Annotated in this window: 9 protein-coding genes; all 9 read left to right on the plus strand. The window is 71.6% G+C overall.

Features of this window, described 5'->3' with window-relative positions:
• The first annotated feature begins 161 nt into the window (after positions 1-161).
• The 9 genes from ACIRF9_RS40280 to ACIRF9_RS40320 all read left to right on the plus strand — a co-directional run bounded on the left by ACIRF9_RS40280 (position 162) and on the right by ACIRF9_RS40320 (position 14556).
• Entirely contained in the window at positions 162-647 is a 486-nt protein-coding gene (locus ACIRF9_RS40280) for a DUF2269 family protein (RefSeq protein ID WP_403832999.1), read from the plus strand.
• Between the two features lie 712 nt (positions 648-1359).
• Positions 1360-2838, plus strand: a complete 1479-nt coding sequence (locus tag ACIRF9_RS40285; RefSeq protein ID WP_403833002.1) for a sugar transferase — start codon at positions 1360-1362, stop codon at positions 2836-2838.
• Between the two features lie 82 nt (positions 2839-2920).
• Positions 2921-4246, plus strand: a complete 1326-nt coding sequence (locus ACIRF9_RS40290; RefSeq protein WP_403833004.1) for a nucleotide sugar dehydrogenase — start codon at positions 2921-2923, stop codon at positions 4244-4246.
• The gene (locus ACIRF9_RS40295) at positions 4236-5516 is read left to right on the plus strand and encodes a glycosyltransferase family 4 protein (protein ID WP_403833006.1); all 1281 of its coding nucleotides are present in this window, start codon (positions 4236-4238) and stop codon (positions 5514-5516) included. The genes ACIRF9_RS40290 and ACIRF9_RS40295 overlap by 11 nt, the downstream gene beginning before the upstream one ends.
• Complete coding sequence (locus tag ACIRF9_RS40300; protein ID WP_403833009.1) at positions 5513-6889, plus strand: Wzz/FepE/Etk N-terminal domain-containing protein; 1377 nt, start codon at positions 5513-5515, stop codon at positions 6887-6889. Before ACIRF9_RS40295 ends, ACIRF9_RS40300 begins: the two co-directional genes overlap by 4 nt.
• Positions 6886-8439, plus strand: a complete 1554-nt coding sequence (locus tag ACIRF9_RS40305) for a Wzz/FepE/Etk N-terminal domain-containing protein (protein WP_403833012.1) — start codon at positions 6886-6888, stop codon at positions 8437-8439. Before ACIRF9_RS40300 ends, ACIRF9_RS40305 begins: the two co-directional genes overlap by 4 nt.
• A 3-nt stretch (positions 8440-8442) precedes the next feature.
• Positions 8443-10377 (plus strand): asparagine synthase (glutamine-hydrolyzing), encoded by a 1935-nt coding sequence (gene asnB / locus ACIRF9_RS40310; RefSeq protein ID WP_403833014.1) that lies wholly within the window; start codon positions 8443-8445, stop codon positions 10375-10377.
• A 16-nt stretch (positions 10378-10393) separates the two neighbouring features.
• Positions 10394-12589 (plus strand): bi-domain-containing oxidoreductase, encoded by a 2196-nt coding sequence (locus tag ACIRF9_RS40315; RefSeq protein WP_403833016.1) that lies wholly within the window; start codon positions 10394-10396, stop codon positions 12587-12589.
• Between the two features lie 2 nt (positions 12590-12591).
• A complete protein-coding gene (locus ACIRF9_RS40320) occupies positions 12592-14556 on the plus strand; it encodes an alginate lyase family protein (RefSeq protein WP_403833020.1) in 1965 nt (654 codons plus the stop codon).
• Positions 14557-14565 lie beyond the last annotated feature (9 nt).

Consider the following 14565-nt stretch of genomic DNA (forward strand, 5'->3'; position numbering starts at 1 on the left):
CGCCTCCATCAACCCGGCCTCGCAAGCGAACTGAGTACCGGTCACATGGAGGGCCGGACCAGCGGGCGACGCCATGATCCACCGTCAGGCCGCTTGAGGCCGGACTGAAACCGTACGCCTGACGCCCCGTGTCGGCGTGCGCGCGAAAGAGAGTCACCGCCATGGCCAAATTCCTGCTCAGCATCCACGTGCTGGCGGCGATCCTGCTCATCGGACCGGTCACCATCGCGGCGAGCCTGTTCCCGCGTTACGCACGCCAGGCGCTGGCCGACGGACCCGGGCAGCAGTCGGCCGAGGGGGCGGTCCGGCTGCTGCACCGGATCTGCCGGGTCTACGCCGTGGCCGGCATCTCCGTGCCGGCCTTCGGTATCGGCACCGCCCAGGTCATGGGTGTGATGGGCAGCGCCTGGCTCATCGCCTCCACGGCTCTGACAGCGGTGGCCGCCGTCCTGCTGGGCATCGCGGTGCTCGGCACCCAGGACGACGTGGTCACCCGGCTCGACAAGCCCGACCGGACGTCGACCGCCGCGGATTCGCTGATCGCCCGACTGCCCCATCTGTCCATGATCACCGGCCTGTTCGCCCTCGCCTGGCTGATCGTGGTGGTGCTGATGATCGTCCGCCCGGGCTCGACGACAGGTGCGTAACGGATCAGCCATCGCGGTGAACTCCGCGCACCACGGTGGCTGTTGACGTGTCTAAGATGCGCCCGTGCACCAGAGTGGACTCTCGGGTTCCGTAGAAGGCCCGCGGCGACTCGCTGATCCCCACCGCGCGCAAGCCGCGCCCGGGGGCCTGGCGAGCCGCTGGAGCGCGGGGTGGCTCAAAAGGCACCCGTGGGCGGTCGGCCACGAGTGGATCCAGCGTGAAAATCTTGAGCACAAATTACACACATCCCCTCTTCTTCATACTGGCCCCGATGGTCTAGATTGACCGTGCTTCAGCCGTTCGGACACACGGTCGATCGCTAATGATCTATAGGTTCGGTGCCACGGAAAGCCAGCTTTCGCGTCCCCGGCGCCGGACGTGGGGGTGATCAACTCTTCGGGCCCGAGAGGGCGCTTCGGGTGCGGGGAGCACCCGAGGTGACGGGTTCCCACGGACACCTCGAGAGTCCGGCAGGACATGCAAGTCCGCTGCCGCCGGGATGAGTTGTTCAAGTAACTCTCAAGTAGCTATCAAACAGACGGAATTGGCATGCGCGGGGAGGCGGGGGCCTCCCGAGGGGAGGAGCAGCGCGGCACGCGGAGGGGGCGGGGGCCTCCCGAGGGGAGGAACAGTGCGGGGGGCGGGGGCCTCCCGGGGGGAGGAACAGTGTGGGGCGAACACGTCGAACCACTGGGGACCTGGGGGGGTTCTGTGCAGCAAGGGGGATTCGTCGACCCGTATCCGTCAGCGCGCGGGCATCTGGCGAACGGGGCGATCAGCCGGCCCGCGACCGACTGGGAGCAGCGGTACCGCCGTACCGTGATCATCAGCGACACCGCTGCCACCGCCTTCGTGGTGATGGGGATCGGCAACTTCTTCGGGGCCCGGGACGCGGCCAACTGGCACGAGAAGTGGATCATTCTCGCCTTCGGCACCCAGCTGCTGGTGCTGGGGACGCTTGCGGTGAGCCGGTCGTGGGCTCCGGCCGTGCTCGGCCAGGGTGCCGAGGAATTCCGCAGGCTCGGACGCTCACTGTTCATGGCGACCGTCGTACTGGCGCTCGGCGGGATCGCCCTCACCTCGCGCAACATCAAGCTCTGGATCTTCGTCGCGATCCCCACGATGGCGATCGTCACCATGATCGAGCGGTATCTTCTCCGGCTCTCGCTGCACAAACAGCGGAAGGAAGGCCGGTGTCTGAGACCGGTGCTCGCTGCCGGGAGTCCAGCCACCGTGCACGACCTGATCACCCGGACCCGCAAGTTCCCGCACCTCGGCTGGCGGGTGGACGCGGTGTGCACGACGGACGGTCCCGGGCTCGACGGTGACCTCCTGGACGGAGTGCCGATCGTCGGCCGGCTGTCGGACGTCGCCAAGCACGTCCACGGCGACGGCTACCGTGTCGTCGCGGTCACACCGGACCCGCACTGGTCCCCGCACCGGCTGCAGCGGCTGGCCTGGAACCTCGAAGGCACCGAGGCCGAGATGGTCGTGGCCCCCGTGCTGATGGAGGTGGCCGGCCCGCGGCTGCACGTCGACGCGGTGCTCGGGATCCCGCTGCTGCGCGTCAGCATGCCGACCTTCTCCGGGGGCCGCCGGGCGGTCAAAGGAGTCGTGGATCGGGTAGGCGCAACGTTTCTGCTGGTGCTGTTCGCGCCGCTGATGGTGTGCGTCGGGCTGCTCGTGCTGGCGGACAGCCGGGGTGGGGCGTTCTACCGCCAGCGCAGGGTCGGCAAGGACGGCCGCGAGTTCACCATTCTCAAGTTCCGCACCATGGTCGCCGGGGCCGACGGGGCACGGGCCGAGCTGGCCGACCGCAACGAGGGCGCCGGCCCGCTGTTCAAGCTCCGCCGGGATCCCCGGGTGACCCGGGTGGGAGCGGTGCTGCGCCGGTACTCGATCGACGAGCTCCCGCAGCTGTTCAACGTGCTCACCGGATCGATGTCGCTCGTCGGCCCGCGGCCTCCGCTGCCGGAGGAGTCCGCCGCGTACGGCCCGGACATCCGGCGGCGGCTGCTGGTCAAACCCGGACTCACCGGCCTGTGGCAGATCAGCGGACGCAGCGACCTGTCGTGGGAGGAGGCGGTCCGGCTGGACCTGCGGTACGTGGAGGACTGGTCGCTCGCCCTGGACACAGTGATCTTGTGGAAGACGCTGCGTGCGGTGCTCTACGGACAGGGGGCCTACTGATGCGCGGGGGTCTGCAACTCAACGGTCCCGCCGACGCGCGGACCGCAGGCCGCAAGGGCCTGACTGGGGGGAGGAACGGGTCATGAGAGTCAGCGTTTTCGGGCTCGGCTACGTGGGCTGCGTGTCGGCCGCGTGCCTGGCCAGCATGGGTCACGAGGTCATCGGGGTGGACGTCAACCAGGTGAAGGTCGACCTGGTCAACGACGGCAAGGCCCCGGTGGTCGAGGAGCGGATCGGCGAGCTCATCGCCGAGGTCGTGCGGACCGGGGCGTTGCGCGCCACCGGCGACGTCCGCGAGGCGATCATGGGCAGCGAGGTGTCGCTGGTCTGCGTGGGCACGCCGTCGGAGCCCAACGGCAGCCTGTGCACCACGTACTTGGAGCGGGTCACCGAGCAGATCGGCGCCGCGCTGGCCGAGGGGGCGGGGCAGGGGGGCCGGCACACCGTCGTGTTCCGCAGCACCATGCTGCCGGGCACCTGCCTGAACCTGCTGGTGCCGATCCTGGAGAAGTACGTCGGCGGCACGGCCGGGGTGGACATCGGGGTCGCGGTCAACCCGGAGTTCCTGCGCGAGGGCACGAGCGTGCGGGACTTCTTCGACCCGCCCAAGACCGTCATCGGCGAGCTCGACCCGGCGAGCGGCGACACGGTGAGGGCGCTGTACGAGGGCCTGCCCGGCGAGGTGTTCCGGGTGCCGGTCCCGACGGCCGAGGCGATCAAATACGCGGACAACGCGTTCCACGGCCTCAAGATCGGCTTCGCGAACGAGCTGGGCGCGGTGTGCCAGGCGCTCGGGGTGGACTCGCACCAGGTGATGGACGTGTTCCTGGCCGACCGCAAGCTGAACATCAGCCCCGCCTACCTGCGGCCCGGCTTCGCCTTCGGTGGCTCCTGCCTGCCCAAGGACCTGCGCAGCCTGGTCCACGCGGCGCAGCGGGCCGACGTCTCGGTGCCCATCCTCTCCCATGTGCTGGCCTCCAACGCCGATCATCTGCAGCGCGCGGTGGACCTGGTCGAGCGCACCGGCAAGCGCCGGGTGGGAATGTTCGGGCTGTCCTTCAAACCCGGCACCGACGACCTCCGCGAGAGCCCGCTCGTCGAGCTGGCGGAGAGGCTCTTCGGCAAGGGGTACGACCTGAAGATCTACGACGCCAATGTGAGCCTGTCCCGGCTGCTCGGCGCGAACCGCGAGTACATCGAGAGCCGGCTGCCGCATCTCGCGCAGCTGCTCGCGGACTCCGTCGACGAGGTGCTCGAGCACGCCGAGGTGTGCCTGGTCGGGACCAGGGATCCGGCCGTGGTGTCGTCGCTGCCCCATGCGGGCGGACCGGTGATCGTCGATCTCATCCGCCTTCCCGACGCCGAGGCGCGCCGGGCCGAACCGGGGTACATGGGCCTTGCTTGGTGACACATCGTTCGGTGACACGGCCGGCGGCGACCGGCCGGACCGGCGCGCGCTGATCCTGGTGGAGAACCTGTCGGTGCCGTTCGACCGGCGGGTGTGGCAGGAGTGCACGACGCTGCGCGACGCGGGCTGGACGGTGCACGTCATCTGTCCCCAGGGGAGCAAGCGGGACACGGAACCGGAGGCGGAGATCGACGGGGTGCGGATCCACCGCTACCCGTTGCGCGCGGCCACCGGAGGGCCGGCCGGTTATCTGCGGGAGTACGGATCGGCGTTGTGGCACACCGTCCGGCTGGCCCGCAAGGTCGGCCCGGTCGACGTGGTCCACGCCTGCAACCCGCCCGACCTGCTGTTCCTGCCGGCCCTGTGGCTGAAGCGGCGCGGCGCGCGGTTCGTCTTCGACCAGCACGACCTGGTACCCGAGCTGTACCTCTCCCGGTTCGACCGCGGCAAGGATCTGCTCTACCGCGCCGTGTGCGCGCTGGAACGGCGGACCTACCGGGCCGCGGACGTCGTGCTCGCCACGAACGAGAGCTACCGGGACGTCGCGGTGCGCCGTGGCGGCCGGCGGCCGGAGGACGTCTTCGTGGTGCGCAGCGCGCCCCAGGTCGACCGGTTCCAACCGGTGCCGCCCGAGCCCGAGTTGAAGCGCGGCAAGCCCCATCTGCTGTGCTACCTGGGCGTCATGGGCCCGCAGGACGGCGTCGACTACGCCCTGCGCGCCCTCGCGAAGCTGCGCGACGAGTGCGGGCGGACCGACTGGCACGCGGTGTTCGTCGGCTCCGGCGACGCCTTCGACGCGATGGTGGAGCTGTCCCGGCGACTCGGGCTCTCGGAGCAGGTTCAGTTCACCGGGCGCATCCCGGACGCCGATCTGGTGCGCTACCTGTCCACCGCGGACGTGTGCCTCTCCCCCGACCCGCGCAATCCGCTCAACGACGTGTCGACCATGAACAAGGTCCTGGAGTACATGGCGATGGGCCGGCCGATCGTCTCCTTCGACCTGAAGGAGGCGCGGGTCTCCGCCGGTGACGCCGCCGTCTACGCGCCCGCCAACGACGAGGCCGCGTTCGCCGAGCTCGTCGCGCTGCTGCTGGACGATCCGGAGAGGCGGGCCCGGATGGGCAAGATCGGCCAGGAGCGGATCAGCGGACCGCTCTCCTGGCGGAACTCGCAAGCGTCGCTGCTCGCCGCCTACGCCGCTGCCTGCCGTGAGCACACCCCGGTGTCGGCAAGCGCCCCGGACCGCGCAGGGAAGAGGCAGCGCAGTTGAACGATGACGCCATACGCCTGGTCACGATCGGGCGGATCCTCCGCCGGCGCCGGCGGCTGCTCACCATCCTCGCCCTGGTGGGTGCGCTCGTCGGCTACGGCGCCTCTGTACTGTTTCCGCCGCGCTACACGACGTCGGCATCGGTGCTGCTGCCGGGGACGTGGGAGGAGCGCGAGCTGCTGACGCAGACGGAGGTGGCGACCAGTTCGGTGGTGGTCGACCGCGCGGCCGCCACGCTCGGCTGGACCGGGGTGAGCGGCAGCGACCTGCGGGATCAGGTCAGCGCCAAGGCCACCGACGGGAACATCATCAAGATCTCCGGCACGGCCGACACCCCGGACCGCGCACAGCGGCTCTGCGACCAGGTGGCCAAGGAGTTCGTCTCCTACGCCACGCGGATCGCGACCGAGAGCGGCGACCCCGGAGCGGCGGAGGAACTCGCCGCACTGCAGCAGTCGGTGCGGGACACCAGCCGCCGCATCAGCGATCTGGCCGACGCGGCCGATCCGGGGCAGACCGTGGAGAGCGTGCAGACCCGCACCGAGCTGGAGCAGCTGCGCACCGCGCTGCGGGAGGCCATCACCACGCTGAAGCAGGCCGACCCGGCCGACTCCGAGGCGAAGAACATGGTCGTCATGGGGTCGGCGCCCCGGCCGACCGGCGAGGCACCGCCCACGAGGACGCAGCTCATCGCCGGCGGGGCGCTGCTGTTCTTCCTGTTCGCGGTCATCGGGCATCTCACCGCCGCGCGGATGAGCCGTCGGCTGCGCGGCGAATCGGAGATCACCGCGGCGCTGGGCTCGGAGCTGCTGGGTACCGTCGACGTACCGGTCGAACGGCCCTTGCACCGGCCGAGAGGCAAGGGCCCGCGGGCTTGGATGCGGCGGCTGCTGGGCCTCGACGTCCGGTGGGACATCCCGACCCCGCAGACGTCCGGCGACGAGGCCAGCAGACAGATCCGCTACCGGCGGGTGTGCTCCCGTCTCCGGGACGGGCTGCCCGCCCCGCGGCGGCTGCTGGTCGTCTTCCTCGAGGGTGACGAGATCGCCCGCCGGGCCGCCGGGCAGCTCGTCGCCGACGCCGGGAGCGATCCGCTGCTGCGAGCTGTGGCGGTTTCGGTGTCCCGGCCGATGGTGCCGGACCGCGACCACGAGGCCGGTGCCCTGGTCGTGCTCAGCGCCGGCAGCTGGACCGCCGGGGAGCTCGCCGGTGTCGCCGAGGGGTGTGCGGACGCCAAGCACGCGGTCGTCGGCATCGTCCTCGCCGGTCCGGTCCGTGCGACGCGGTCGGCCGACCACCCCCGGCATGCCGCCGTACCCGCGCTCGCGGCCTTCGACGGCGAACTGGACGACGCGACGGGAGTCACAGGGTGACGACGAGTACGACTCCGGAGTCGTCGGCCGCCGCTCCGCTGCTTGATCTGCAGTCCCTGATGGCGGCGGTGCGCAGGCGGCGCCGCCTGTGGTGCTCCCTCGCGCTGCTGGGGCTGCTCGTCGGCGCGACGGTGGCTTTCCTGCTGCCGCAGCCGCCGACCGCGGTGACCAAGGTGCTGGTCGCGCATGAGGAGGACCAGCCGAACGACCCCGGAACGCTGATCCGCACCGACGTCGCGCTGCTGCAGACCACGCGGATCGCCGACCAGGCCCTGAAGTCCCTCAAGTCCCGGGAAGACGCCGAGGACTTCATGCAGGACTACAGCGGTACCGGTCTGACCAACAACATGCTGCAGATCACCGTGACCGGTGACAGCGACGCGGAAGCGGTGGCACGCGCCGAGGCGTTGGCCGATGCGTTCGTCACGGACCATGTGAAGCGGATACAGGAGGCCGCGCACGCCGAGGCCAAGGCGCTGCTCGACCAGCGGGACCAGCTGAAGGACCAACTGGCCCAGGTCAACAAGGCGATCGGAGACGGAACCGAGGCGAACGGGCCGGAGTCGTCGGCGGACCTGGAGTCGCTCTACGCCCGCCGGGCCGAACTCACCTCGCAGATCACCGATTTCGGCCAGCGCGCCGGAGAGGCGAGCATCGGCACGCCCCGACTCGTCGCCGGCACGCAGATCGTGGACGCCCCGCACGTGGTGCGGCAGTCCCTGCCCAGGGCCGCTGCCACCGACGCCGCGATCGGGCTCTTCCTCGGGCTCTTCCTCGGGCTCGCGGTGGCCGCGGTCGGCGCGGTGGTGGCGGACCGTCCCGTGCTGCGCCGGGAGATCGCCGCGAACCTCGGCGCCTCGGTCATCGCGGAGCTGCCCCACCGGTCGGCGGGGCGATGGCAGCGCCGCCGGGTCCGGGCGGCACGCGAACGGCTCACCACGTCCCTGGCCCGCCACGTGCGCGGCTCGGCGGAACCCGTGTCGCTGCTGGAACTGGGCTGCGCGCGCAACACGAGCGCGGTCGCACTGGACCTCGCCAGGGCACTGGCGGAGGAGGGGCCGGTGGTCGTCGTCGACGGTCTGCCCGGCCGGCAGCTCGCCCGCCGCCGCCCGAAGCCGGGCGACCCGGCCGTGGTCACCGGCGAGCGTGCCGCGGCCGGGTCGCACCAGGAACGCCGGCTCGGCGTCGGCTCGGTGACGCCCGGCACCGCGTGGACCGACCTCCAGTACCTCGGCACCCGGACGGTACTGGTCGTGCGTGCCGGGCACGGCAGCGCCGCATGGCTGCACACCGTGGCGCGGCAGCTCACGGACCAGCACATTCCGGTGATCGGTGTGGTGCTGATCGACCCCGATCCGCGTGACCGGACCGACGGCACGCTGTGGGACGGGCCGCACATCGCGCTGCGGGGCAACAGCGAGCGGCCGGCCCGGCAGAACGGTGGGGGTACCTCCCACGCCGTTCAGGCCGTGGGAGAGGCCCCACGGCGGACGGAGCGGCTGCCGATGTGGGCCGCCCGAGTCCCGGACAACGACCAGGAGGCGCGGTAGGACATGTGTGGCATCGCAGGCACGTACCGATGGCCGGACGGGAAGGTCGTGACCGACCGGCTCACCGATACCCTCGCCCACCGCGGTCCGGACGGGGCGGGCCGGTACAGCCACCCCGCCGGTGACGGCGAAGTGCACCTCGGACACCGCCGGCTGGCCATCATCGACCTGTCCGAGACCGGAGCCCAGCCGATGGCCTCGGGCGGCCTCGTGCTGACGTACAACGGCGAGCTCTACAACGCGCCCGAGCTGCGTGCCGAGCTGGCAGCCGCCGGGGTGCGTTTCCGCGGTACCTCGGACACCGAGGTGCTGCTGGAGGCCTGGCGGCGCTGGGGCACGGAGTGTCTGCCCCGGCTGCGCGGCATGTTCGCGTTCGGGATCTTCGACGAGCGGACCGGCGAGCTGGTGCTCGCCCGCGACCAGCTCGGCATCAAGCCGTTGTTCCTGCTCCGGCGCGGCGAGGGGCTGATGTTCGCCTCCGAGCTGAAGGCGCTGGCCACCGCGACCGGCGGGTTGCTGGAGGTGGACCACGCGGCACTGGTGGCCTCCCTGCTGTACTACTGGGTGCCGGACTCACGGTGCGCGTTCCGCGAGGCGGAGAAGCTGCCGCCGGGGAGCTGGCTGAGGTGCCGGCCCGACGGCCGGGTGGAGCGCGGCCGGTTCTGGGACCTGAAGGACGTAGCCGCCGAGGGCCGGGAGCGGGCCCGGGCCGGTGAACAGCCGGACATCGCCGCCGTGGTCGAGGAGTCGACCCGTCGCCACCTGCTCTCCGACGTACCCGTGGCGACCTTCCTGTCCGGCGGTCTCGACTCCAGCTACCTGACCGCGCTGGCGGCCCGCCACCAACCGGGGATCTCCGCCTACACGATCGGGTTCCGCGCCGAGGACGCCAGGTTCGAGGCGATGCCGGACGACCTGCGCTACGCCCGGCAGGTGGCCCAGCGGTTCGGTGTCGACCTGCACGAGATCGAGATCGCCCCGAACGTGCTCGACCTGCTGCCGCACATGACGCACCACCTGGACGAGCCGATCGGCGACCCCGCCGCGATCAACACGTTCCTGATCTGTGTGGCCGCCCGGGAGGCCGGCGTCAAGGTGATGCTCTCGGGGATGGGCGCCGACGAGCTGTTCGCCGGGTACCGCAAGCACCTGGCCAACCTGCTCGCGCTGCGCTACCAGCGCGTCCCGCGGCCCGTGCGGCGCGGGCTGTCCCGAGCCGTGGACCGGCTGCCGGTCGCCTCGGCCCGGCGGGGGTACCGGTCGGTGCGCTTCGCGAAGCGGTTCCTCTCCTTCGCCGATCTGCCGGAGGAGACCGCGTTCCGGCGCAGCTACACCATGTACGACCGAGGCGAGCTGCTCGCCCTGGTCGATCCGGACCTGGCGGGGACGGTCGACGACGTGCTGACCGAGCATGCGGACGTCTACCAGGACAACGACCTCGACGACTTCGTCAACCGCATGTGCCTGGGCGACGCCCGGATGTTCCTGCCGGGCCTGAACCTCACGTACACGGACCGGTCCAGCATGGCCGCGTCGACCGAGGTCCGGGTGCCGTACGTGGACGTCGAGGTGGTCAGGGCGGCGTTCGCCGTGCCCGGTGACCGCAAGATCGTCGGACGGCAGGGCAAGGCCGTCCTCAAGGAGGCGGCCACCTCGGTCCTCCCCCGGGAGATCGTGTACCGGCCCAAGGGCCTGTTCAGCGCCCCGCTGCGCGCCTGGATGAGCCGGGATCTGGCACCGCTGGTGCGCGAGGTGGTGAACGACGGTGTGCTCGTCCGCTCCGGGTTGCTGCGCCGCGACGCGCTGGCGCGGATGGTCGCCGAGGACGCCGCAGGGCAGCGGGACTTCTCCAAGCATCTGTGGCATGTGCTGACCCTCGAGTACTGGTATCGCGACGCGACCTCTGGGTCCGGCCAGAGCACTCGGCAAACGGCTTAGGAATCAGGGGGTTCGGGTGAAACAGGTTGTACAGAACTACAAGAGCGGCGAGCTGGCGGTGCTCGACGTGCCGGTGCCGGGGTGCAAGCCGGGCGGTGTGCTGGTCCGTAGCGCCTACTCGCTGATATCCACCGGGACCGAGCTCATGAAGGTGTCCGAGGCCGGCATGTCGATGCTGGGCAAGGCCCGCTCCCGGCCGGACCAGGTGGCCAAGGTCATGCAGAGCGTGGCCACCAACGGTGTGCCCGCCACCTACCGCAAGGTGATGGGCAAGCTGGACTCCTACACGCCGCTCGGCTACTCGCTGTGCGGGGTCGTCGAGCAGGTCGGCGCCGGGATCGACGATGTGAAGGTCGGCGACCTCGTGGCCTGCGCCGGCAACGAGCACGCGTTGCACGCCGAGCTGAACTGGGTGCCGAAGAACCTCTACACCCCGGTGCCGGACGGCCTCGCGCCCCGGCACGCGGCCTTCGGCACCGTCGGGTCGATCGCGCTGCAGGGCGTCCGCCAGGGCGAGTCACGGCTCGGCGAAGTGGCGCTGGTCATCGGCCTCGGGCTGATCGGGCAGCTGGTGGTGCAGCTCCTCGCCGCCTCGGGAGTCCGCGTCGTCGGGGCCGACCCGGACCCGGCGCGCTGCGAGCTCGCCGAGCGCCTGGGCGCCGCGGCCTGTGGTGATCCCGCGTCCGCGGCCGTGGAGACCGCCGTCGCCGAGCTCACCGACGGCCATGGCGTGGACCAGGTGTACCTGGCCGCCGGCGGCGGCAGCAACCAGCCCGTCGAACTGGCCGCCCGGCTCTGCCGGGACCGCGGCCGGGTCGTCGACATCGGCAAGTGCCGCCTGGACCTGCCGTGGAACGCGTACTACGAGAAGGAACTCGACGTCCGGTTCTCCCGCAGTTACGGCCCCGGGCGCTACGACCCGGAGTACGAGCTGGAGGGGCGCGACTACCCGATCGGCTACGTGCGCTGGACCGAGCGCCGCAACCTGGCGTGCTTCCTCGACCTCGCCGCCCGCGGCAAGGTCGACGTGGAGCCCCTGATCTCCCACGTCGCCGACTTCGACGACGCCGTCGAGACCTATCAGCGCCTGAAGGACGGCGACCTGAAGGCCATCACCGCGCTGTTCCGGTACCCCGAACAGGCGGGGGAAGCGGAGGAAGCGAAGGCCCCGGCGGTGGCCGTGCCCGCGGTGGCTGTGCCCACTCGAAGCATGAAGCCGAGCCGGGCCGGCGCCACCAGGACGCCGGTGAAGCTGGCGTTCGTCGGCGCCGGGAACTACGCGACGTCGATGTTGCTGCCGCACCTGGCACAGCGCGACGGCGTCGAGTTGTCGACCGTCGTCACCACGACCGCGCTGTCCGCGGCCAACGCTCAGCGCAAGTTCGGCTTCGCCGAGGCGACCACCGACCTCGACGCAGTGCTCGGCGACAAGTCCATCGACGCGGTGTTCGTGGTCACCCGGCACAGCTCGCACGCCGAACTGACCCGAAAGGCACTGCTGGCCGGCAAGACGGTGTTCGTGGAGAAGCCCCTGGCCCTCACCGAGGACGAGCTGGCCGGCGTCCTCGCCGCGGTGGAGGAGTCCGGCAACGACCGGCTGCAGGTGGGCTTCAACCGCCGGTTCGCGCCGCTGCTGCAGGAGGCCAGGGAGCGGTTCGGCGCCCGGACCGGCCCGGCGAGCCTGCGCTACCTGGTCAACGCGGGCCAACTGCAGCACGGCAGCTGGTACCTCCAGCAGGGCAGCGAGGGCTCACGGTTTGCCGGCGAGGGCGGCCACTTCATCGACACGGCGAGCTGGCTGCTCGACGCCGACCCGGTCTCCGTCTACGCGGTCGCGCCCTCCGGCAACGAGGACCTGCAAGTCGTCCTGCGCTACCCGGACGGGTCCATCGCCACCATCAGCTACGTCACCACCGGCGCGCCCGGCTTCCCCAAGGAGACGCTGGACCTGGTCGCGGACGGGAAGGTGCTGCGGCTCGACGACTTCGTCCGTGCCTCGGTCTACGGCCGCAAGCGGTGGGTCAGTTCGCGGCTGCCCAAGGCCCGGGACAAGGGCCAGAACGCCGAACTGGCCGCGTTCGTCAAGGCCGTGCGGACCGGCGGGCCGATGCCGGTGCCGCTGGAGTCGCTGGTCGCCACCACGGCGGCCACCCTCGCCGTGCAGGCCGGCCTGGCCGGCGGCGCGCCGGTGACGTTGGCGAGGGCCCTGTGACCATGAGCGCGGGCTGGTACCTGCGGCGGCTGTCCCGGATGGGGCCGCGGGAGGTCGGCGGCCGGGTGGGCGACGCGGTGCGCAGGCGGCGGTGGCGGTCGGTGCGGCCGCACGGCCCGAGCGTGACCGGCGCCCACTTCACCGCCGTACTGCCCGCGGGGACGATCGCCGCGGTGGCGCCGGACGCCGCGAAACGTCTCATCGCCGAGGCGGACCGGCTGATGGCCGGGCACGTCGAGTACTTCGGGGTGGTCCGCGACGACCTGGCCGACCCGGACTGGTGGTACGACCCGAAGACCGGGCGCCGGGCTCCCTGGGGCTACGCCTTCGACGTGCCGTACCGGAACGAGGACGCGGTCGGGGACATCAAGCAGATCTGGGAGCTGTCCCGGCACCAGTACCTCACCGTGCTCGCCGCCGCCTACGCGATCACCGGGGACGAGCGGTACGCCGAGCGCGTGGCCGCGCACCTGCGGTCGTGGTGGGCGGGCAACGCGCCGCTGCGCGGAGTGCACTGGGTCAGCGGCATCGAGCTGGGGATCCGGCTGCTGTCCTGGGTGTGGATCCGCCGGCTGCTCGACGGCTGGCCGGGCGTGGCCGCTCTGTTCGAGGGCAACCCGGTGGCCCTCGGCCAGATCTGGCACCACCAGCGCTGGCTGGCCGCCTTCCCCAGCCGGGGATCTTCGGCGAACAACCACGTCATCGCGGAGGCCGCCGGCCAGTTCGCCGCGGCCTGCGCGTTCGGGTGGTTCCCCGACTCGGCGCGCTGGCGGGCCGACGCGCTGCGGTCGCTGGAGCGGCAGTTGCGCGGCAACACCTTCGGTTCCGGCCTCAACCGCGAGCTGGCCAGCGAGTACCACGGACTGGTGCTGGAGCTCGGTCTGGCCGCGGTGGCCGAGGCGGACGCCGCGGGCGTGCCGGTCCCCGCGACGGTCCGGCTGGTGCTGCTGCGGATGACCGACGCCCTCGCGGCCGTCGTGGACAACCGGCTCCGCCCGCCGCGGCAGGGGGACTCGGACGACGGGTACGGCCTGGTCGTGGACGGTGCGGGCACCGACCGCTGGGGCTCCCTGCTGGCCACCGGGGACGCCGTCTTCGGCCGGCTCGGCTGGTGGCCGGCGGTGACCGGCACCGACGTGCGCACCCCGCTGCTGGCCGCGCTCATCCGGCCGTACGCGAAGGACGGAACCGGACCGGCCGTGTCCCGCCCGGTGAGCAGGCCGGCCCATTTCGCCGACGCGGGCATGACCATCCTGCGCGGTCCGGCGGAGAACACGGAGATCTGGTGCCGCTGCGACGGGGGCCCGCACGGCTTCCTGTCCATCGCCGCGCATGCTCACGCGGACGCGCTGTCCGTGGAGGTCCGGCACGACGGGGTCGACGTTCTCGCCGACCCGGGGACGTTCTGCTACCACGGGCAGCCCGAGTGGCGGCAGTACTTCCGGTCGACCCTCGGCCACAACACCCTGCAACTGGACGGCGGTGACCAGTCCGTCTCCGGCGGCCCGTTCCTATGGACCCGGCATGCCCGCACCCGCGTCCTGGTCGCGGACACGTCCGCCACCGGGGGGACGGCCCGCTGGTGCGCCGAGCACGACGGCTACGAACCCTCCGCGCACCGCCGCCAGGTGGAACTGACGGCCGCGAGCCGGGAGCTGAGGATCGTCGACGAGGTGCGCGGCCCGCGCCGGGCCGTGCGGCTGGCGTTCCACCTCGGCCCGGCGATCACCGCGGACCTGGTGGGGAACCGGGCGCGGCTCACCTGGACCCGGGGCGGCGAGGACCGCTCCGCGGCGCTCGATCTGCCCGAGGAGCTGAACTGGTGTGCCCACCGCGGCGAGAGCGACCCACCGCTGGGCTGGTACTCCCCCGGCTTCGGACGCAAGGAACCCGCCACCGTGCTGATCGGCACCGGCTTCACCGCCGGCACTCAGGGGTTCACCACCGTACTCGGGTTCCACGGTTAGGCAGGGGGG

This window comes from Streptomyces sp. NPDC096132 (assembly GCF_044763345.1).
Classification (GTDB): domain Bacteria; phylum Actinomycetota; class Actinomycetes; order Streptomycetales; family Streptomycetaceae; genus Streptomyces.

Excerpts from the sequence above, each read along its gene's own strand:
- ACIRF9_RS40280 (WP_403832999.1), top strand. The coding sequence starts at position 162 with ATGGCCAAATTCCTGCTCAGCATCCACGTGCTGGCGGCGATCCTGCTC.
- ACIRF9_RS40290 (WP_403833004.1), top strand. The coding sequence starts at position 2,921 with ATGAGAGTCAGCGTTTTCGGGCTCGGCTACGTGGGCTGCGTGTCGGCC.
- asnB (WP_403833014.1), top strand. The coding sequence starts at position 8,443 with ATGTGTGGCATCGCAGGCACGTACCGATGGCCGGACGGGAAGGTCGTG.
- ACIRF9_RS40320 (WP_403833020.1), top strand. The coding sequence starts at position 12,592 with ATGAGCGCGGGCTGGTACCTGCGGCGGCTGTCCCGGATGGGGCCGCGG.